General features: G+C 70.0%; 17 protein-coding genes. 4 read left to right on the forward strand and 13 right to left on the reverse strand.

Annotated elements, in window-relative coordinates; genetic code table 11:
* Positions 1-5 precede the first annotated feature (5 nt).
* Entirely contained in the window at positions 6-746 is a 741-nt protein-coding gene (gene yaaA, locus RM1_RS15900) for a peroxide stress protein YaaA (protein ID WP_072752692.1), read from the reverse strand.
* Positions 747-805: 59 nt separating this feature from the next.
* On the opposite strand from yaaA, the gene RM1_RS15905 reads away from it, so the two are divergent.
* Positions 806-2,566: a proline--tRNA ligase gene (locus RM1_RS15905; protein ID WP_072752694.1), complete on the forward strand. Its 1,761-nt coding sequence runs from the start codon at positions 806-808 to the stop codon at positions 2,564-2,566.
* Between the two features lie 30 nt (positions 2,567-2,596).
* Here the strand turns inward: RM1_RS15905 and RM1_RS15910 are convergent, their stop codons facing one another.
* From RM1_RS15910 to RM1_RS15940, 7 genes are all read right to left on the reverse strand, one after another.
* Complete coding sequence (locus RM1_RS15910) at positions 2,597-3,154, reverse strand: hypothetical protein (protein ID WP_072752696.1); 558 nt, start codon at positions 3,152-3,154, stop codon at positions 2,597-2,599.
* A 73-nt stretch (positions 3,155-3,227) separates the two neighbouring features.
* Positions 3,228-4,052 (reverse strand): SDR family NAD(P)-dependent oxidoreductase, encoded by an 825-nt coding sequence (locus RM1_RS15915; protein WP_072752698.1) that lies wholly within the window; start codon positions 4,050-4,052, stop codon positions 3,228-3,230.
* The gene (locus RM1_RS15920) at positions 4,049-5,668 is read right to left on the reverse strand and encodes an AMP-binding protein (protein ID WP_072752700.1); all 1,620 of its coding nucleotides are present in this window, start codon (positions 5,666-5,668) and stop codon (positions 4,049-4,051) included. Before RM1_RS15920 ends, RM1_RS15915 begins: the two co-directional genes overlap by 4 nt.
* The gene (locus RM1_RS15925; protein WP_072752702.1) at positions 5,665-7,191 is read right to left on the reverse strand and encodes a succinic semialdehyde dehydrogenase; all 1,527 of its coding nucleotides are present in this window, start codon (positions 7,189-7,191) and stop codon (positions 5,665-5,667) included. Before RM1_RS15925 ends, RM1_RS15920 begins: the two co-directional genes overlap by 4 nt.
* Before the next feature lie 4 nt (positions 7,192-7,195).
* Positions 7,196-7,786: a TetR/AcrR family transcriptional regulator gene (locus RM1_RS15930; RefSeq protein ID WP_072752704.1), complete on the reverse strand. Its 591-nt coding sequence runs from the start codon at positions 7,784-7,786 to the stop codon at positions 7,196-7,198.
* 21 nt (positions 7,787-7,807) lie between these two features.
* Complete coding sequence (locus tag RM1_RS15935; RefSeq protein WP_072752706.1) at positions 7,808-9,151, reverse strand: cytochrome P450; 1,344 nt, start codon at positions 9,149-9,151, stop codon at positions 7,808-7,810.
* Positions 9,152-9,159: 8 nt separating this feature from the next.
* Positions 9,160-10,092: an oxygenase MpaB family protein gene (locus RM1_RS15940; RefSeq protein ID WP_072752708.1), complete on the reverse strand. Its 933-nt coding sequence runs from the start codon at positions 10,090-10,092 to the stop codon at positions 9,160-9,162.
* Positions 10,093-10,245: 153 nt separating this feature from the next.
* Between RM1_RS15940 and RM1_RS15945 the strand changes: the two genes are divergently transcribed.
* The 3 genes from RM1_RS15945 (at position 10,246) to RM1_RS15955 (ending at position 13,674) form a co-directional block, all read left to right on the forward strand.
* Positions 10,246-11,979, forward strand: coding sequence for an acyl-CoA dehydrogenase family protein (locus RM1_RS15945; RefSeq protein WP_072752710.1), 1,734 nt, complete (start codon positions 10,246-10,248; stop codon positions 11,977-11,979).
* A 22-nt stretch (positions 11,980-12,001) separates the two neighbouring features.
* On the forward strand, positions 12,002-12,478 hold the full coding sequence (locus tag RM1_RS15950; protein ID WP_143069381.1) for a hypothetical protein: 477 nt from the start codon (positions 12,002-12,004) through the stop codon (positions 12,476-12,478).
* A 335-nt stretch (positions 12,479-12,813) separates the two neighbouring features.
* On the forward strand, positions 12,814-13,674 hold the full coding sequence (locus RM1_RS15955; RefSeq protein WP_072752775.1) for an LLM class F420-dependent oxidoreductase: 861 nt from the start codon (positions 12,814-12,816) through the stop codon (positions 13,672-13,674).
* A gap of 16 nt (positions 13,675-13,690) precedes the next feature.
* Here RM1_RS15955 and RM1_RS15960 read toward each other — a convergent pair whose 3' ends face one another.
* From RM1_RS15960 to RM1_RS15980, 5 genes are all read right to left on the reverse strand, one after another.
* Positions 13,691-14,635: a pyridoxamine 5'-phosphate oxidase family protein gene (locus RM1_RS15960; protein ID WP_072752714.1), complete on the reverse strand. Its 945-nt coding sequence runs from the start codon at positions 14,633-14,635 to the stop codon at positions 13,691-13,693.
* Positions 14,636-14,712: 77 nt separating this feature from the next.
* The gene (locus RM1_RS15965) at positions 14,713-16,182 is read right to left on the reverse strand and encodes an FAD-dependent oxidoreductase (RefSeq protein ID WP_072752716.1); all 1,470 of its coding nucleotides are present in this window, start codon (positions 16,180-16,182) and stop codon (positions 14,713-14,715) included.
* A 57-nt stretch (positions 16,183-16,239) separates the two neighbouring features.
* Complete coding sequence (locus tag RM1_RS15970; RefSeq protein ID WP_072752717.1) at positions 16,240-16,677, reverse strand: carboxymuconolactone decarboxylase family protein; 438 nt, start codon at positions 16,675-16,677, stop codon at positions 16,240-16,242.
* On the reverse strand, positions 16,674-17,573 hold the full coding sequence (locus tag RM1_RS15975) for an NAD(P)-dependent oxidoreductase (protein ID WP_072752719.1): 900 nt from the start codon (positions 17,571-17,573) through the stop codon (positions 16,674-16,676). Before RM1_RS15975 ends, RM1_RS15970 begins: the two co-directional genes overlap by 4 nt.
* Positions 17,570-18,319: an SDR family oxidoreductase gene (locus tag RM1_RS15980; RefSeq protein WP_072752721.1), complete on the reverse strand. Its 750-nt coding sequence runs from the start codon at positions 18,317-18,319 to the stop codon at positions 17,570-17,572. Before RM1_RS15980 ends, RM1_RS15975 begins: the two co-directional genes overlap by 4 nt.
* Positions 18,320-18,331 lie beyond the last annotated feature (12 nt).

Genomic DNA, 18,331 nt, shown 5'->3' on the forward strand with positions numbered 1-18,331 from the left:
GCCGCTCACGTCAGGATGATCAGCTCCCGCTCGGAGGCGATCTCGACCCGCAGCCCGGCCTTTGCCGCGACCCGGGCGACGCCCTTCACGTCGGACGGCTCCGCCCGTGAGACGACCAGCGCACGGGCGAGCAGTCCCTTGTGGTGCTTGTTGAAGTGGCTGACCACCGATCGGCTGCCGTCCGGCTTCTCGGTGAGCACGGTGGCGATCACCGCGCCGGGCACCGGGCCCAGCTGCTGGTAGGTGCCCGAGCGCAGGTCCACCACCAGGCCGTCGGCCTCCGCCTCGAGCGCTGAGGTCAGCTCCGGCTTCCACACCGACTGCAGGGTGCCCATCCCGGGCAGCTTCGAGCCGCCGGACAGCCGGTAGGCCGGTATCGGGTCGCCCGCGCGGACCACCCCGAACAGCGCGGAGCCGACCGCGAGGCGGGTCAGGGCCTTCGCCTTCTGTGCCCGGGTGAACGACTTCGCATCGAGGGCGTCGAACAACACCCCCGTGTAGCGCTCCAACGCCGGACGCGTCGCCGAGGTCCACAGCGCCGCGTTGCGCGCGATCTCGTCGGACTGCCCAGCGCTCAGCCCCAGCGCGAGGCTCGACGCCTCGGCGTCGGCGGCCAGCTCGACGAGCGCGTTCACCAGCACCTCGCGGGTCGCGGTGAGCTTGGGCAGCGACAGCTCGCCCAGGTCGAGGGGGGCGCCCTTGCCGCCGTCGGACTTGGTCTCGGAGGGGGGGAGCAGCACCAGCACGAGCGGTAACGGTACCGGGCGCGGTGTGACGCACCGTGGGCCGACTATCCTGATACCCCGTGATCACCCGCCTGTCTCAGCTGTTCCTCCGCACGCTCCGCGACGACCCGGCCGATGCCGAGGTCGCCAGCCACAAGCTGCTCGTCCGCGCCGGCTACGTGCGGCGCATCGCGCCGGGCGTGTACTCCTGGCTGCCACTGGGCCTGCGGGTGCTGCGCGAGGTCGAGCGGGTCGTCCGTGAGGAGATGGATGCGATTGGCGCGCAGGAGATCCTGCTGCCCGCGCTGCTCCCGCGCGAGCCCTACGAGACGTCGAACCGCTGGACCGAGTACGGCGCCGGCCTGTTTCGCCTGAAGGACCGCAAGGGCAACGACTACATGCTCGGCCCCACCCACGAGGAGTTGTTCGCGCTCACCGTGAAGGGCGAGTACAACTCGTACAAGGACTTCCCGGTCACCCTGTACCAGGTGCAGACCAAGTACCGCGACGAGGAGCGTCCGCGTGCGGGCATCCTGCGCGGCCGAGAGTTCGTGATGAAGGACTCCTACTCCTTCGACCTCACCGACGAGGGCCTGGCGGCGTCCTACCAGGCGCACCGCGACGCCTACGAGCGCATCCTGCAGCGGCTCGGCGTCAAGTACGTCATCGTCTCCGCGACCTCGGGCGCGATGGGCGGCAGCGCCTCGGAGGAGTTCCTGGCCGAGAGCCCGATCGGTGAGGACACCTACGTCCGCTGCATCGAGTCCGGCTACGCCGCGAACGTCGAGGCCGTCAAGACCCTCGCGCCCGCCGCGATCCCGTTCGACGGGCAGCCGGAGGCGAAGGTGTACGACACCCCGGACACCCCGACCATCGAGTCGCTGGTCGACTGGGCCAACGGCGCCACTGGGGTGTCGAACGAGGCGAGCAAGACGTTTACCGCCGCGGACACGCTGAAGAACATCATGGTCAAGACCCGCGTGCCCGGCGGCGAATGGGAACTGCTCGGGATCGGCATCCCCGGTGACCGCGAGGTCGACGAGAAGCGCCTCGAGGCGGCGCTCACGCCCGCCGAGTATGTGCTCATCACCGAGACCGACTTCAAGAACAACCCGTTCCTGGTCAAGGGCTACATCGGGCCGAAGGCGCTGCAGGCCAACGGCATCCGCTACCTCGTCGATCCCCGCGTCGTCGACGGCACCAGCTGGATCACCGGCGCCGACGAGGAGGGCAAGCACGTCGTCGGCCTCGTCGCAGGCCGCGACTTCACCCCGGACGGCACCATCGAGGCCGCCGAGGTGCGCGACGGCGACCCCTCGCCCGACGGTGCCGGGCCGCTGGTCGCCGCCCGCGGCATCGAGGTGGGCCACGTCTTCCAGCTCGGCCGCAAGTACACCGACGCGTTCGGTGTCGACGTTCTCGGCGAGAACGGCAAGCCGGTCCGTCCGACGATGGGCTCGTACGGCATCGGCGTCTCGCGGCTGGTCGCGGTGATGGCGGAGCAGCAGCACGACGACAAGGGCCTGCGCTGGCCTGCCGAGGTGTCGCCCGCGAACGTGCACCTGGTGATCGCGAACAAGGACGATGCGGCACGCGAGGGCGCCGAGGCGCTCGCCGCGGAGCTGGACCGGGCCGGACTGTCGGTGATCCTCGACGACCGCAAGGCCTCACCGGGCGTGAAGTTCAAGGACTCCGAGCTGCTCGGTGTGCCGCTGGTGGTCGTCGTCGGTCGTGGGTTCGCCGAGGGCAACGTGGAACTGCGGGACCGCTTCACCGGGGAGTCCAGGGAGGTCCCTGCCGGGACCGCGCTCGCCGAGGTGCTCGCCGCCGTCCGCGGCTGACACGCGAGACAGCAGCACCGGACCGGGCCGTCAGCCGACGGCCCGGTCCAGTGCGTCGAGGCGGGCGTCCTCCGCCGCCAGCCGGCGCCGTTGCACGCTGACGTGGGCTACCCCGGCCGCCGCGGTCGCCGCGACGACCGCGGACAGCACCCAGCCGGCGCCGGGAACGTGCTGTGTCACGACGGCGGTGAGCGCGACGAAGCCGCGGAAACCCCCGATGCAGAAGTAGGCGAGTGCCCCCGCGGCCACCCAACGCGCCTGCAGCACGGCGACATTGACCAGTGGCCTGCGCGGTTCGAGGCCCAGCCGAGAGCGACGCGTGCTGTCGCGGACCGCGGCCCGGTCCTGCGCGGTGGCTCGGGCGGCGAGGGGGAGGACGAGCACTGCCGCGGATGCGAGGACCAGTGCGGTCTCGCCCGCCGGACCCCGCCACACCGCCACGGCCGCCAGCGTCAACAGTCCGGCCGCCAGCGCGTACGTCCGGACCCGGGCCCACAGGTCGGCGCGCAGCGCGGGATCGCGGCGCAGCCGTCGGTAGCCGAGGTAGCCGACCGCGGCAACGATCAGCAGTGCGACGGCGGTGAACATTGTTGAAGCGGTCCCTCGGCTCGAGTGGTGGTTCTGACACCGGATGCTCTCACACGCGTCGCCGCGCCAGGATCTACGTGGACCCGCCGCGGATCCGTGCGTCGTACGGGGCGCGGCCGGAATCGACGTCGAGGAACACCCGGTCGAGCCCGGTCGCCAGCCGCAGGAGGCGCGCGAGCGGCCGCGGGAACAGCGGCCACAGCAGCGAACCGGACAGCCGGCGCGGGACGACCGCCCGGCGCCGACCGGACCGCAACGTCGCGACGACGGCATCGGCGACCGTCTCCGGCGGGATCGGGGTGAGCAGTCGGCCGGGGTGGGTGCCGTCCAGCAGCGCGGTGTTCGTGAACGACGGCAGCACCGTCGACACGCGCACCCCGGCCGCGGACAGCTCGGCGTCGGCGGCGTCGCCAAAGCAGAGCACGGCGGCCTTGGTCGCGTTGTAGACGGCCATGCCGGGGACCGGGATGCAGCCGGCGATCGAGGCGATGTTGACGATCCGGCCGCCGCCTGCCGAGGCCATCGCCCGTCCGGCGGCGCGGGTGCCGTGCAGGACGCCGCGCAGGTTGACGTCCACCGCCGCGTCCATGACGGCGTCGTCCTGCTCGAGCAGCGCGCCGAGCGGCATGATGCCTGCGTTGTTCACCCAACCCCACGGGCGGCCGAGGGTCGATTCCACCTGGGCGAGAAACGATGTCACCGATGCCGGGTCGGTGACGTCCAGCACGGCGCCGAGCACGCCGAGTTGCCCGGCCGTACGGACCACTTCCGCCTCGTCGATGTCGCCGATCGCGACCCGGGCCCCCGCGGCGCGCAGCGCGGTCGCGGTCGCGCGGCCGATGCCGCGGGCCCCGCCGGTGACGACCACCACCCGGCCGGTCAGATCGATTCCCCTCATCCGTGCTCCTTCTGCAGTTCGTCGAGTGTGTGGCGGGTGAGCTTGCCCGTCGAGCCTCGCGAGAGGCGAGCGACGAACACGATCTCGCGCGGCATCCGCGATCGCGGCAGTTCCGCGGCGAGGTACCGGCGGACCGCCTGCTCGTCGAGCGCGTCCCGACCGGCGGGGGAGTCGGCGCGGACGAGGTACGCGCGCAGCCGATGCCCGAACTCGGCATCCGGCACCGGCGTGACGGCGGCGTCCGCCACCTCCGGGTGCGCGAGCAGCGCCATCTCGACCTCCTCCGGGAAGACGTTCTCGCCGCCGGAGACGATCATGGCGTCGGAGCGGCCCGCGACGTACAGGCGCCCGGCGGCGTCCAGGTGGCCGCGGTCACCGGTATCGAGGAACCCGTCGGAATCGCTTCTCCTGGTGCCGTCGGTGTACGCGTCGATCTGGCCAGGCGTGTGGACGAGGATCCGGCCCTCGGCGCCGACCGGTGCGCTCGCGCCGTCGTCGTCGGCGATGCGGACGACGGTGCCGCGCGGCGGGATTCCCGCGCAGTCCGGGGCCACGGCCAGGTCCTCCGGCGTCGCGATGCTGATGTACGAGGCCTCGGTGGAGCCGTAGAGGTTGTGCAACACCGGGCCGAGCGCCTCGGCGACCTGGGCGACCAGGGCGCCGTCGAGCCGCGCGCCGCCGCTCGCGACGATCCGCAGCGCGGAGAGGTCGGCCGCGGCAACCGCGTCACCGAGCGCGACCAGCCGCCGCAGCATGGTCGGCACCGCGACCAGGGCGGAGCAGCGCTGCCGCTGCAGGTCCGCCAGCACCCGACCCGCGTCGAACCGGCGGTGCAGCACCAGCGTCGACCCCAGGGTGAGGGTGAGCGTCGCGACGATCAGGCCCCAGCCGTGAAAGACCGGCGCGGACAGCAGCACGCGCTCGCCGCCACGCAGCGGGATCTTGGTCAGCAGGCCTGCGGGGACCAGCAGGGACGGGGCCTGTGACCGCGGGGCACCCTTGGGCAGCCCGCTGGTCCCGCTGGTGAGCACCACCAGCGCCGGGGGCCGGGGCGGCCGGGCAGGCAGCGCGGCGGACTCGCCGCTCATCAGGGTGGCCAGCGAGCTCTCCGCCCGGACGTCCTCGGTCCAGGCGCACCACCGCGGACCGTCGAAACCCGATGCCGCGGTGGTGAACTCCTCGTCGTAGACCAGCGCGTCGAGTCGCTCCCGCGCGGCCACCTGGGCCACCTGACGCGGGCCGAAATCCGAGTTGAGCAGCACCACTCGGGCGCCCGCCGCCGACGCCGCGCAGAGCGCGACGACGGCATCGGCGTGATTGCGGCACAGGATGCCGATCCCCGGCTGGGGCGCGGGCAGCCGGGACCGCAGCGCGTGTGCCAGCCGGTGGGTGCGCCGCGCGAACTCGGCGAACGTGAGCTGACCCCGGTCGTCCACGAGGGCGACGCGCTCCGGGTGGGCCGCCGCCCCGAAGGCGGGAAGACCGCCGAACGGCCCGAGCCGGGCGACCGCGCGGGAGCCGGCGGCCAGGGCCCGTGGGTCACGCGGTACCACGCCCGCTCGCCAGAGCGTGCCTGCGGCGAGCGCCTCGTCGAGGAATCGCATCGTGCTCCTCATGGTCGGTGTCGAATCGCGAGCAGCGCACGGGTTCCCGCGTTCATCGCGCGGAGCAGGGGCCCGCGGAATCGGTCGGGATAGGCGGTGGCCACGCGCTGGGTGGTGACCGTCTGCGGCTCGGTGTAACGGACGATGCCCTCGCGGCCGTGCCTGCGCCCGGTGCCGCTGGTGCGCATCCCGCCCATCGGCGCGCCGAGCGAGGCGATCGCGGACAGGTAGCCGTCGTTGACGTTCACCGCGCCCGCGACCACCTGGGCCGCGATCCGGCGCCCCCGCCGCAGGTCCCGGGTCCAGACACTGGCGCTGAGGCCGTAGTCGCCTTCGTTCGAGAGGCGGATCGCCTCCGCCTCCGAGGTCACCGGGTAGAGGGAGACCAGCGGCCCGAAGGTCTCCTCGGCATACACCGTCATCTCGACGGTGACGCCGGTCAGCACGGTGGGCTCGTGGAAGAACGGACCGAGGTCGGGCCGGGCCCGGCCGCCGGTCGCGACGGTCGCGCCCTTGGCGAGGGCGTCGGCCACGTGGCTCCGGGTGAGGTCCAGCTGCCTGCGCGAGGTGAGCGAGCCCATGTCCACGTCGTAGCCGTATCCGGCACCGAGTCGCAGCCGCGCGGTGCGGCGGACGAGCTCGTCGCGGAACCCGTCGAACACCTTCTCGTGGATGTAGATTCGCTCGATACCGATGCACATCTGCCCGGCGTTGGAGAAGGCGGCCTGCACGGCGCCGCGAGCGGCCGCCCGCAGGTCGGCGTCCGCGCAGACGATCATCGGGTTCTTGCCCCCGAGCTCGAGCGAGGTCCCGATCAGGCGATCGGCGCAGCGCCGCGCGATCTCCCGCCCCGTCGCGGTCGAGCCGGTGAAGCTCAGGTGGTCCACCGCGTCGATCAGGGCGGGCCCGAGCCGGCTCCCCGGCCCGGCGACCACCTGCCACACGTCCTCGGGCACCCCAGCCCGCACCGCCAGGTGTCGCGCGTGCAGCAGGGTGAGCGGTGCCTGCGAGTCGGCCTTGCTGAGGACCGCGTTCCCGGCGAGCAGTGCCGGGACCACGTCGCCGACCGCCAGGAACAGGGGGTAGTTCCACGGGGCGATCACCCCGACGAGTCCCTTCGGGCGGTACCCGACGCGGGCCGAGACGAGGCCGGGCACCGCGCCGAGTGCGCGACCTTCGCCCAGGTAAGGGCCGCCGCGGGCCGCGTAGTGCCGGGCCACGGAGACGACGCCCTGCACCTCGACGGCGGCGTGCACGCGGGCCTTGCCGGTCTCCCACTGCATGAGGTCGCAGAGTCGGTCGTGCTCGTCGACCAGCAGCCGCGCGAACCGCGCCAGCACCCGCCGGCGATCGCGCACGGGCCTGGTCGCCCAGTCGGGCTGTGCGGCCCGGCAGGCGAGCGCCGTGGTGGCCACCGCCTCGGTGCCGGTCTGCGGCACCTCGGGGAGCGGTTCGCCGGTGAAAGGGGCCGTGGCCGAGGCGAGCTCGGTGGACGGCGGCAACTGGCGCAGCAGCGCCTCGATCGACGCCGTCACGGTGTCACCACACCAGTCGGGCGAGGTACCTCTCGGCGTAGCGGCGCACCGCGTCGGGGTCGGTGGTGTCGAGGCGGCCGTGCGGGTGCAGCAGCAGCGACATCGAGATGCGGATCAGGATCTCCGAGACAGCGAGCAGGTCGTCCTCGGGCATGGTCGCCCCGCTGTGTCGCAGCGCGGCGGCGACCCGTGCCGCCGCGACCGCGATCGGCGCTCCCTCGGTGCTCGTGGTCACCTCGACCAGCATCTCCGGTTCGCTCTCGAGGATCCGGCCGAGCAGCGGAATCTCCCGCGTGAGCGCGATGCCCCGCGCAAAGCACTCGATGAGCGCCCGCGGCGGGTCCAGGTCCCTGGCCAGGGCGTCGAGCTGATCGAAGAACAGTCCCGCCTCGCGCAGCACAAGCACCTCGACCAGCGCATCCTTGTTCGGGAACTTCCGGTAGAGGGTGCTGCGGCTGATCCCGGCCCGCTTGGCCACATCGTCCATGTTGGTTCGACGGATCCCGTAGCGCTCGAACTCGTCCCTGGCGGCGTCGAGCATCGCCTGCTCCGCCGGGGGAGCAGGCGGCGCGACGGGGGCGGGGCGCGTGTTCATCGCGTGCCAGCATATCCGCGGTCACCGCGCCCGCAGCGTGACGGGCAGGTGGTCCTTCGGGACCGGCAGCGTGGAATTGTCGAGCTTCCAGGTGTAGTCCGCCGGTACCGACCACTCGTACTCGAGGAGCAGGTTGTGCATGATCGTCTTGATCTCCATCTGGGCGAAGTAGAGGCCGATGCACTTGTGCACGCCACCACCGAACGGCATCCACGCGTAGCGGTGTGACTTGTCCTCGGCGCGCTCGGGGGAGAAGCGGTCCGGGTCGAAGCGCTCGGGATGCGTCCACAGATCAGGGTTGTGGTGGTTGACCATGCCCACCGCGCTGACGTAGGTGCCCTTCGGGACGAAGTGTCCGTTGATCTCGGTGTCCTCCAACGCCCGTCGAGCCAGCCCTGGCACCGGGGAGTTCAGTCGGAGCGCCTCCTTCATCACGGCGTCGAGCACCGTGAACTCACCGAGGTTGTCATAGGTGATCTCGCGGGGCAGCGACAGTGACTGGGCACGCGCCCGGTCCTGCCATTCGGGATGCTTGGCCAGGTAGTAGGCCATGGTGGTGAGGGTGATCGTCGAGGTGTCGTGCGCGGCCATCAGCACGAAGATCATGTGGTTGACGACGTCCTCGTCGGTGAAGGTGTGTCCCTCCTCGGACCGCGCGTGGCAGAGCACCGAGAACAGGTCGGCGGTCTCGGATGCGCGTTTGGCCGGCAGGTGCCGATAGAAGAACTCCTCGAGTACGCGTCGTCCGGCCAGCCCCCTGGACCACTTGGTCCCCGGAATGTCCTTGCGGATGATCGACATTCCGGCGTTCACACAGTCGATGAAGGCCTTGTTGATCCGATCGGCCTCCGCGCGCGGCAGGTCCATCCCGAGGAAGATCTCCAGGGCCAGGTCGAGGGTGAGCGCCTTGAGCTCGTCCAGGACGAGCACTTTGTCACCGGTGGGGAGCCGCTCGACTCCCTTGCGCAGCATCGGCTGCATCTCGTCCAGGTAGCCGCGCAGCCGCTTGTTGTTGAAGGCCTGCTGCAGGATCAATCGATGGTGGCGGTGCTCCTCGAAATCCATCAGCAGGATGCCGCGGCGGAAGAACGGACCGATGAGGAAGCCCCACGCGGGTTCGGCGGCCAGTGCCTTCTGCTTGTTCATGGCCACTGACTCGGTGCCGTCGGCGGTGAGCGGGATGGCGAATTCGAGGCCGAACGCCTTGATGTAGGTGATGTCCCCGAAGGCCGCGCGGCGTTGTGCCACCAGCTCGATCGGGTGTCGGAAGAATCGGAGGAGCTCGATCACGCCGGGGTCGCCGGTGCCGTATATCGGTCGGAGGCCGCTGCCGGCCGGAGGTGCTGCCAATGTCTTGGTGCGCATGCGAACTCCTAGCGGGCGAGGCCGGTGGTGGGGGCATTCATCAGGGGTCGGGGATCGACGCCGACCCTGCGCCAGGCCTCGTAGGCCCATGGCAGGTAGAGCGCGCGCAGCGGCAGTCGGGTGACCAGCGGGTTGACCCGGCGGAAGAATGCCGCGAAGCGCTGGAATCGCCTCTCCTTCTTGGTATCCCAGTCGAGGTTGCACACCTCGCGCATCTGCGGGGGCAGCGTTCCGACGACGACGGTCCGGATGAAGGCGTTCAGCGGTGCCGACAGCACTCGCCACACCGGGGCCGGGATCCGTCGGGGACCGGGTACGCCCTTCCTGATGTACCCGGTGGCGTACCGGATGGTGCGGGTCGGGACGAACCGGTCGAGCATCTGCTGCCAGTACTCGAGAAACTCCTCGTAGGTCTGCGGCTGGCTGCGATCACTGACCCCGTAGAGGCGATACCAGGTCTTGCCCTCCTCGAAGATCTGGACCTTCTCCTCGTGAGAGAGACGCCGGATGAAGGTGTCGGTCACGTACAGGACCTGGTCGACGAACGTGGCGTGTGCCCAGTAGAAGAGCTCCGGGTTGAGCGCGTGGTAACGCGAGCCGTCGGCCACGGTGCCCTTGATCGGCTTGTGGAAGTCGCGGACGGTGCGACCCCAGTGATGCGGGTCCTCGCTGTAGACGGTCTTCATGATCGGGGGCCCGCTGCGCCGGGCCCGGCCGAGGGTGTCCGAGAAGATCACCGAATGGTCCTCGACCGCCTTGCCGAGTTGCTCGATGCAGTTCTCGGTCCCGGCGAGTCGCTGGAAGCCCAGCAGCCCGCGCACGTCGCCGTAGTACTTCCAGATCAGGGAATCGGGGCCAAGTCGCGGTGAGGTCGCGGTGATCTCGTCGTCGACCGGCATGGGGACGGCCTCGCGGATGGCGGAATCGAAGTCGAGCGGCATCGTGGGTTCCTGTCGGATTGGACGATGAAACAAAGTTGTCGCGCTGTGTCAGAACGTAGCATCGGAGTGACCCGCGCCACAAGGATGTGGATTTGCTACTCGCTGGTAGGTTCATGTCAGATGCGAGCTGATCTGCGAGAGAGGGGCACGCCCATGTCCGCGAACGGACACCTTTTCAACCCGACCACCTGCGACTTCGCCGAGTTCGACGAGGAAACCCGCCGGTTGCTGCGCGCGACCGTCGACTGGTTCGAGAACCGGGGCAAGAAGCAGCTGCTCCAGGACGACCTCGACGCGACCTGGGTGTCGGACTTCCTGGAGTTCGTGAAGAGCGAGAAGCTCTTCGCCACCTTCCAGACGCCTGCCGAGTTCGGCGGCGGCGACCCGAACCGTCGCTGGGACGCGGCACGCAACGCCGTCCTCAGTGAGATCTTCGGGTTCTACGGCCTGGCGTACTGGTACGCCTGGCAGGTCACCATCCTCGGTCTCGGGCCGATCTGGATGAGCGAGAACACCGCCGCCAAGCAGCGGGCCGCCCGCGAACTGGCGGACGGCGGCGTGATGGCCTTCGGTCTCTCGGAGCGCGAGCACGGCGCCGACGTGTACTCCACCGACATGCTGCTCGCTCCGCAGTCGGGCGATGACGGCGTCGCCTTCCGGGCCACGGGCGAGAAGTACTACATCGGCAACGGCAATGTCGCGGGCATGGTGTCGGTGTTCGGTCGCCGGACCGACGTCGAGGGCTCCGACGGGTACGTCTTCTTCGTCGCGGACAGCCAGCACCCGAACTACAAGCTCATCGACAACGTCATCCACGGACAGATGTACGTGAGCACCTTCCGGCTCGAGGACTACCCGGTGCGTGAGGAGGACATCCTGCACACCGGCGTCCAGGCATTCGAGGCGGCGCTCAACACCGTCAACGTCGGCAAGTTCAACCTGTGCACCGGCTCGATCGGCATCACCGAGCACGCCTTCTACGAGGCGATCACCCACGCGCAGAACCGGATCCTCTACGGCAACCCGGTCACCGACTTCACTCACGTGCGGGCGGCGTTCGTCGATGCCTACGCCCGGATGGTCGCGATGAAGCAGTTCAGCGCCAGGGCCGTCGACTACTTCCGCAGCGCGAGCCTCGAGGACCGCCGCTACCTGCTGTTCAACCCGATGACCAAGGCGAAGGTCACCTCCGAGGGCGAGCGCGTGATCGCGCTGCTGCACGACGTGGTCGCGGCCAAGGGGTACGAGAAGAACACCTACTTCCGTGAGGCCGTCGAGGTCATCGGCTGCCTGCCCAAGCTGGAGGGCACGGTCCACGTCAATGTCGGGCTGATCCTCAAGTTCATGCCGAACTACATGTTCAACCCGGCGAGCTTCCCCGAGATCGGGACCCGCCTCGACGCGGCCGACGACGAGTTCTTCTGGAACCAGGGCCCCACCCGCGGCGCGGCCAAGGTGCAGTTCCACGATTGGACGAAGGTCTACGAGCGCTTCGCAGACATCCCGAACGTGGTGCGGTTCTACGAGCAGGCGCTGGAGCTCAAAAAGCTGCTCACCACCGCGGCTCCGGATGCCGCGCAGCAGAAGGACCTGGACTTCCTGCTCAACGTCGGGCATCTGTTCTCGCTCGTCGTGTACGGGCAGCTGGTCCTCGAGCAGGCCGAGATCACGGGGCTCGACCGGGACCTGGTCGATCAGATCTTCGACTTCCAGATCCGCGATTTCTCCGGGTATGCCATTGCCCTGCACGGGAAGCCGTCGTCGACGCTCGCGCAGCAGGAGTGGGCGCTCGGCGCGGTCCGCAAGCCGGTCGTGGACGAGGACCGATTCGGCCGGGTGTGGGAACAGGTGCGGGCCTACGATGGTGCCTACGAGATGACGCCGTAGCGTCGGCTGGGGGGCAGGGACGATGAGAATTACTCGGGCAGTTGTGGTGTCGGTTGCGGTGGCGGCGTCGCTGACAGGGGGGACCGCAGCGGCGTCGACCGGGTCGTCGTCCGACCCGGTGGGGATCTCGCCGACCTACACACTCGGTGGCGGGGCCCTCGGGTGCGTCGGGACCGTGGACGCGCACTACGACCCGAACGCCCTCTTCTTCGGGCAGAACCCGACGATCTGGGTGCGGCCGGAGTTCACCTTCGTGCCGGACCCCTTCCAGGGGGTGTACTGCGGCGTCGAAGCCACCCTGCGTTGGAAGAACCTGGACACCGGAGCGAGCGGAGTCTTCCCGGGACCGCCGGTGCCGCTCGGCGACGACACACCGCTGTCGCCGACCGACGGCCCGTGGGTGCCGATGACCGCGGACACCGGGGTCGGGCGGATCGAAGTACAGATCGACACGAACTTCCCGCATGTCCAGGGGCGCGGCACCATCGTCGTCCAGTAGCCGCTGTCCGTGCGGGCGGGCGGGGTGGATCGCTTGCCGCGCGATGCCGTGGACCAAGGTTGAGGGCGTGACGCCCGGTGGTGATGCCACCGGGCGTCGCGCCCTTTTCTGTGCGGCGCGAGGCGCCGGTACAGGCGCCATTCGGCACGGTGAACGTGTGTCACGATTCGCGCGGTCGGCGGGAGAAGATGGCAGGTCCCGGCCTGGCGTGGGGGTATGAACCAGTTCTAGATTCGGATGGAGACCGATCGGTCTGGACACCTTGCCAAACAACTGTCCGGCAAATAGTCTCGATCTGATTCGAGTGCTCGCTCACGGTGGCAAGGGAGACCCTGGTGAAGTTTGGCATCACGCTGTTCACGAGTGATCGTGGGATCACACCGGCTTCGGCCGCTGCGGCCTCGGAACGCTGCGGCTTCGATTCCTTCTACGTCCCTGAGCACACGCACATCCCGGCCCGGCGGGACGCCGCGCACCCGCAGACCGGTGATGAGACGCTGCCCGACGACCGCTACATGCGCACGCTCGACCCCTGGGTGGCGCTGGCGACCGCGGCCTCGGTGACCGAACGCATCGCGCTCGGCACCGCGGTCGCGCTCCCGGTCGAACACGATCCGATCACCCTGGCGAAGACCATCGCCTCGCTCGACCACCTGTCCGGGGGGCGAGTGGTGCTCGGCGTCGGGTACGGCTGGAACCTCGACGAGCTCACCGACCACGGTGTGCCGCCGGGGCGGCGCCGGACCATGCTGCGCGAGTACCTCGAGGCCATGCAGGCGCTGTGGTCGCAGCAGGAGGCCGAGTACGACGGCGAGTTCGTCAAGTTCGGCCCGAGTTGGGCGTGGCCGAAAACCATTCAGCAGCCCCGTGTTCCGGTGATCGTGGGCGCGGCGGGCAACGAGAAGAACTTCAAGTGGATCGCCCGGTCCGCGGACGGCTGGATGACCACCCCGATCGAGCAGGACATCGACGACAACGTGCTGTTGCTGCGCCGCATCTGGCAGGAGGCGGGCCGCGAGGGCGCGCCCCGGATCGTGGTGCTGGCGGGCAAGCCCGACCACGAGAAGCTCGCCCGCTGGGAGGACCTCGGCGTGACCGAGGTCGTGTTCGGGGTGCCCGACAAGTCGGAGGCCGAGGTGGAGGCCTACCTGGAACGGCTCGCGGGCAAGCTGAACCGGGAGCCGGTCGCGCGCTGACCCGCGACGGGCGGGTTCAGCCCAGCGCCGCAACCCGCCCCTGCTTACGGGCCTTCGCCAGCCCGCGCCGGGCCAGGAAACCGTTGGCCAGCAACAGGATCGTCTTGTTCGCGGGCGCACGGAACCCGGTCTCGGTGTGCGGTGCATACCGCGCCTCGTCGCCGGCGACCTCGAGCCAACCGGTGTTCTGGCGGGACTCGAGGCCGACGAGTTGGGCGCGGTAGGAGTGCGCGAGCAGGCCTGCGCGGCGGCCGCCCGGCGGCACCCAGGTGGGCACCCGCAGCCGGACGCCCTCGGCGTCGGCGTCGATCACCCCGACCGGGGCGATCGCCGGATATCGGTCCGCGTCGCGGTAGGCGAGCAGCAGGTGCGGGAGCCTCGCGGCGCGCTCGCCTGTCTTCGCCGCGTCCACCCGTGGGCCTGTGCCCTTCTTCGGTGGCGGCTGCGGCGCGGCGGCGGCCTCGGGTCGCGGTGTGCCGAACACTGCACACTCACCGTCCGCGTTCGGCGCGGGCCAGGCCACGACCCGGGTTACGGTCACCGTCACCAGTACCCGGTCCTCGTAGTACGCGTGCAGCCACCGGTCCCAGAACCGTCCCCGCTTGGGTGCGCCCATGAACGGCTCCGAGTGCGTGCCGATCTCGTCGAGTGTCGCGCGGTCGGGATGTGGGGCGAAGCGCGCCTCGCCCTGGACCAGGACGAACCCCGTGGCGCGGTCGCCGACACCGTGTTCGCGGGCGTGGTACGCCAGCGCGACCCTGGGATCGACCTTGATGCGCTCGAGTTTGCGGCCGAAGCCGAGTGAGGTGGTGAAGCCGACCGTGCCGAGCTCGCGGTCGCGCAGCCCGATCGGCGCCACCGTCGTCACGACCGCTCCGCCCGCAGGGGTGAGGCAGGCGAGCCCGCAGGTGAGGTCGCCGCCGAGAATGGCGTCGACCTCGTCCGACCAGGTGACCGGCATGGTTCAAGGCTAGCGCCTGTGCGCTGTTGACGAGTGCAGGGACTCGTCAACCGCGCACAGGCGGCGCAGCCGCCTACCTACCCCTTGGCGGCGCTGACGCCTGCGCGCCTGCCGTAGAAGCTGCCGTCGCCCAGCGATGTTCCGCTCGCGTAGCCGCCCGCACAGACACCTGAGGTGCAGCGGCCCGCCGCGAACAGGCCGGGGATCGGCTCGCCGCTCACGTGCAGGACCTCCGAGTTGATCGTGGTGCGCAGTCCGCCGAGGGTGAACCCGGCGGTGAAGTTGCGCAGGTCGAGCGCGGCGATGGGGGAGCCGATCGGCTTGCACCATTCGGGCTTCTTGCCCAGCACCGGGTCCTCGCCGTTCTCGGCGTGCCGGTTGTACACCTCGACGGTCGAGACCAGCGCGCCGGCGGGCAGGCCCATCTCGGACTCGAGCTCCTCGACCGTCTCCGCCACCCACTTCGGCTGGAACCGGAAGAACGGTGTCGAGCTGTCGGCCGCGATGCCCTCCTCGTAGGCGGCCTCGTCGATGATCAGGTAAGCCTGGTTCTCGTTGCGCAGCAACGTCTCCTGACCGATCCGGCCCGGGTAGGTGTCCTCGTTGACGTAGCGCTGGCCGCGGCCGTTGACGAGGATGCCCCTGACCATCAACTGCGGATCGCCGAAGAACGCGACCTCGGTGGCATCCATGTGCGCCAGGTCCGCGCCGAGGGCCTGCGCCATCCGGATCGCCCTGCCGTCGTGCTCCTCGATCGAGGCGCCCGGCTTGCCGATCAGCCGCGGCGCGTAGTTCTGCACCATCTCCTTGTTGTAGGCGAAGCTGCCGGTGGCCAGCACCACGCCGGTGCGGGCGCGGACCGCGATCTCCTTGCCGTACTGCTTGGCGATGATCCCGACGACCCGGCCATCGGCATCGACGATGAGGCGCTGCACCCGCATGTCGTATTCGGCACGGACGCCGAGCTTCTCGGCGGTCTCCACTAGCGGCTTCATCAGCATGTAGCCGCCGCCCTTCTCCCCGGTCCGCTTGTCCGCCATCTGCGGGACGTGCCCGCGCGGCGCCGGGGTCGCGATGGCGTTGAACGGTGCCGCGTTCTCGCCGCCGGAGTACATCAGTCCGTCGTCGAACGGGGTCTCCCAACCGGGCTGGCCGTAGAAGGACTCCTTGAACGGCACCCCGTTGTCCACGAGCCAGTTGTAGTGCTCGACGCTGCCCTCGCAGTAGTCGGTGATCTTCTCCTCGTCGGCGCCAGGGCCGAGAGCGGCCATCATGAAGGCCTTCATGTTCTCCGGCGAGTCCTCGAAGCCGAGCGCCTGCTGGAGCGGCGTGCCGCCGCCGAGATAGATGAACCCGCCGGCCAGCGCCGCGGCGCCGCCCCAGCCGCTGGTCCGTTCGAGCACCAGGACGTCCGCGCCTGCACGCGCGGCCTCGATTGCGGCGCTGACGCCCGCGATGCCGTAGCCGGCGACGACCACATCGGCTTCGTACTGCCACGTCTCGATGGTGTCGGCGGGCTGTGGACGGATGGGAGTGGCCTCGGCCATGAATCGGGTCCTTCTCTCGAGAGTTGTTGCCTTGAGTGCAGTATTTCCGGTCCGGCCTCAGCCGGTGGCGGTTTCCGAGGAGTTCGTCTCGGCGGCCTTCGCCGCGGCCCTGGCGGCCTTGCGCCGGTCCGCCTTGACGGCGATCAGGGCATTGTTGAGTCCGGTGCCCAACGGCCAGCCGACGTAGTGGCAGAGGAAGATCGCCGCCTCCTCGACCTGTTCCTCGGTCAGTTCCTCGTTGTGCAGCGCCGCGTTGATCTGGATCTTCGCCACGTCGCCCTGGCCCTGCGCGGTGATGGCGCCGAGCAGCAGCAGCCGGCGGTCGCGCAGGGTGAGCCCCGGCCTGGTCCAGATGTCGGCGAACAGATGGTCTGCGGTGACCGCGAAGAAGTCGCCGGGGACGTCGGCGGGCATCTCCCAGCCGTACACCTGGTTCATCATCGCGACCCCGCGAGCCCGCGCCTCGCTCGGACCCCTGCCGTTCTCGTCGGTCATGCGTGCTCCTTGGTTGCGGATTCGGACAGTGCGCCGGTCCCGACCCCGAGTCCCGGGCCGAGATCGGAGAGGGCGCGCCGGGCGAGCGGCAGGTCGACGTCGAGCCGCTCACCGAGGTCGAGCGCAAGGGACAGGTCCTTCTCGCCGAGGTTGCGGACGTGCCCGAGGATCGGGTGCCAGAAGTCGTCCTCGGCGACCGGGGCGGTGGTCTCGCGCAACATGATCGCGCCCGCGCCCCCGGTGATGGCGTCGGTGTGCCGGACGATCTTGCCGAGCTCGCGGATGTCGAGGCCCGCGGCCTCGGCGAGGCGCTGTGCCTCGCTCGCGGCGGTGAACGAGACGAAGTGGAGCAGGTTGCGCGCCAGCTTCATCCGGGTGCCCGCACCGACCGGCCCGGCGTGCACGACCAGCTCGGCCCAGCACCCGAACGGCCCGCGGACCGCGGCGAACGCCTCCTCGGATCCGCCGACCATGACCGCGAGCCGACCCTGCTTGGCCCCGGGCGCGCCGCCGCTGACGGGCGCATCGACCAGGTCGACTCCCCGTTCCCGGCAGCGCTGGGCGAGGTCGGTGGCGGTCAGGTCGCTGATCGTCGAGTGCACCGCGATCACCGTGCCGGGCGCGGCGGCGGTGAGGATCCCGTCGGGACCGTCGACCACCTCCCGTACCTGTGCGTCGTCGAGGACGGTCACCGAGATCACCTGGGACTGAGAGGCGACCGCGGCAGGCGTGTCCGCCGCGGTGGCACCCGCATCGGTGAAGGGTGTCAGCGTCTCGGGCCGCGCGTCGCACACCACCAGGCCGCCGGGCCAGTCGAGCAACCGGGTGGCCATCGGCGCGCCCATGTTGCCGAGGCCGATGTAGCCGACCGTGATGTCGGTGTCGTTCGCGGTCACGACCGGTACACCTGTCCGCCGTCGACGTTGAATATCTGCCCGGTGACCCAGCCGGCATCGTCGGAGAGCAGGAACAGGCACATGCCGACCAGGTCCTCGGTGGTTCCCATGCGCTGCAGGGGAATCCGCCTGACGATGTCCTTGACGATGTTGCCGGGCGTGACCGTGCGGGTGGCCTCGGTGTCGATCGGCCCAGGCGCGATCGCGTTGATGCGAATGTCCGACCAACCGAGCTCGGTGGCGAGCTGCTGGGTGAGGCTGTTGATGCCTGCCTTCGCCAGTCCGTAGTAGTTCGAGTACAGCCAGGCGGCGGTGGAGGACTGGTTGACGATCGATCCGCCGTTGGCCCGCATGTGCGGGACGACCGCCCGGCACACCTGCAGGGCGCCGTCCATGTTCACGCTCATGAACCGTCGGTAGTAGTCCCAGTCCACCGTGAGCAGCGAGTCGATCTTCATGCCGCCGTAGATCGCGGCGTTGTTGACCAGGTGCTCGATGCTGCCATACCGCTCGACCGCGAAGTCGGCGAGGGCGACGGCCGAATCCGCCTCGGCCACATCGACTTCCTTGAACGCCGCGGAGCCCCCGTCCGCGGTGATCTGTTTGGCCACGGTCTCGCCGAGCTCGCGGTTGAGGTCGGCGACCACCACGTTGGCGCCCTCGGCCGCGAGTGCCCGTGCGTAACCCTCGCCGATGCCCTGCGCCGCGCCGGTGACGATGGCGGTGCGTCCGTCGAAACGTCCCATGTGTCTGCTCTC

The organism is Rhodococcus maanshanensis NBRC 100610, assembly GCF_001894865.1.
Lineage (GTDB): Bacteria > Actinomycetota > Actinomycetes > Mycobacteriales > Mycobacteriaceae > Rhodococcus_G > Rhodococcus_G maanshanensis.

Excerpts from the sequence above, each read along its gene's own strand:
- RM1_RS15945 (WP_072752710.1), top strand. The coding sequence starts at position 10,246 with ATGTCCGCGAACGGACACCTTTTCAACCCGACCACCTGCGACTTCGCC.
- RM1_RS15965 (WP_072752716.1), bottom strand. The coding sequence starts at position 16,182 with ATGGCCGAGGCCACTCCCATCCGTCCACAGCCCGCCGACACCATCGAG.
- RM1_RS15915 (WP_072752698.1), bottom strand. The coding sequence starts at position 4,052 with ATGAGGGGAATCGATCTGACCGGCCGGGTGGTGGTCGTCACCGGCGGG.
- RM1_RS15960 (WP_072752714.1), bottom strand. The coding sequence starts at position 14,635 with ATGCCGGTCACCTGGTCGGACGAGGTCGACGCCATTCTCGGCGGCGAC.
- RM1_RS15950 (WP_143069381.1), top strand. The coding sequence starts at position 12,002 with ATGAGAATTACTCGGGCAGTTGTGGTGTCGGTTGCGGTGGCGGCGTCG.
- RM1_RS15980 (WP_072752721.1), bottom strand. The coding sequence starts at position 18,319 with ATGGGACGTTTCGACGGACGCACCGCCATCGTCACCGGCGCGGCGCAG.
- RM1_RS15920 (WP_072752700.1), bottom strand. The coding sequence starts at position 5,668 with ATGAGGAGCACGATGCGATTCCTCGACGAGGCGCTCGCCGCAGGCACG.
- RM1_RS15910 (WP_072752696.1), bottom strand. The coding sequence starts at position 3,154 with ATGTTCACCGCCGTCGCACTGCTGATCGTTGCCGCGGTCGGCTACCTC.
- RM1_RS15935 (WP_072752706.1), bottom strand. The coding sequence starts at position 9,151 with ATGCGCACCAAGACATTGGCAGCACCTCCGGCCGGCAGCGGCCTCCGA.
- RM1_RS15940 (WP_072752708.1), bottom strand. The coding sequence starts at position 10,092 with ATGCCGCTCGACTTCGATTCCGCCATCCGCGAGGCCGTCCCCATGCCG.
- RM1_RS15970 (WP_072752717.1), bottom strand. The coding sequence starts at position 16,677 with ATGACCGACGAGAACGGCAGGGGTCCGAGCGAGGCGCGGGCTCGCGGG.
- RM1_RS15930 (WP_072752704.1), bottom strand. The coding sequence starts at position 7,786 with ATGAACACGCGCCCCGCCCCCGTCGCGCCGCCTGCTCCCCCGGCGGAG.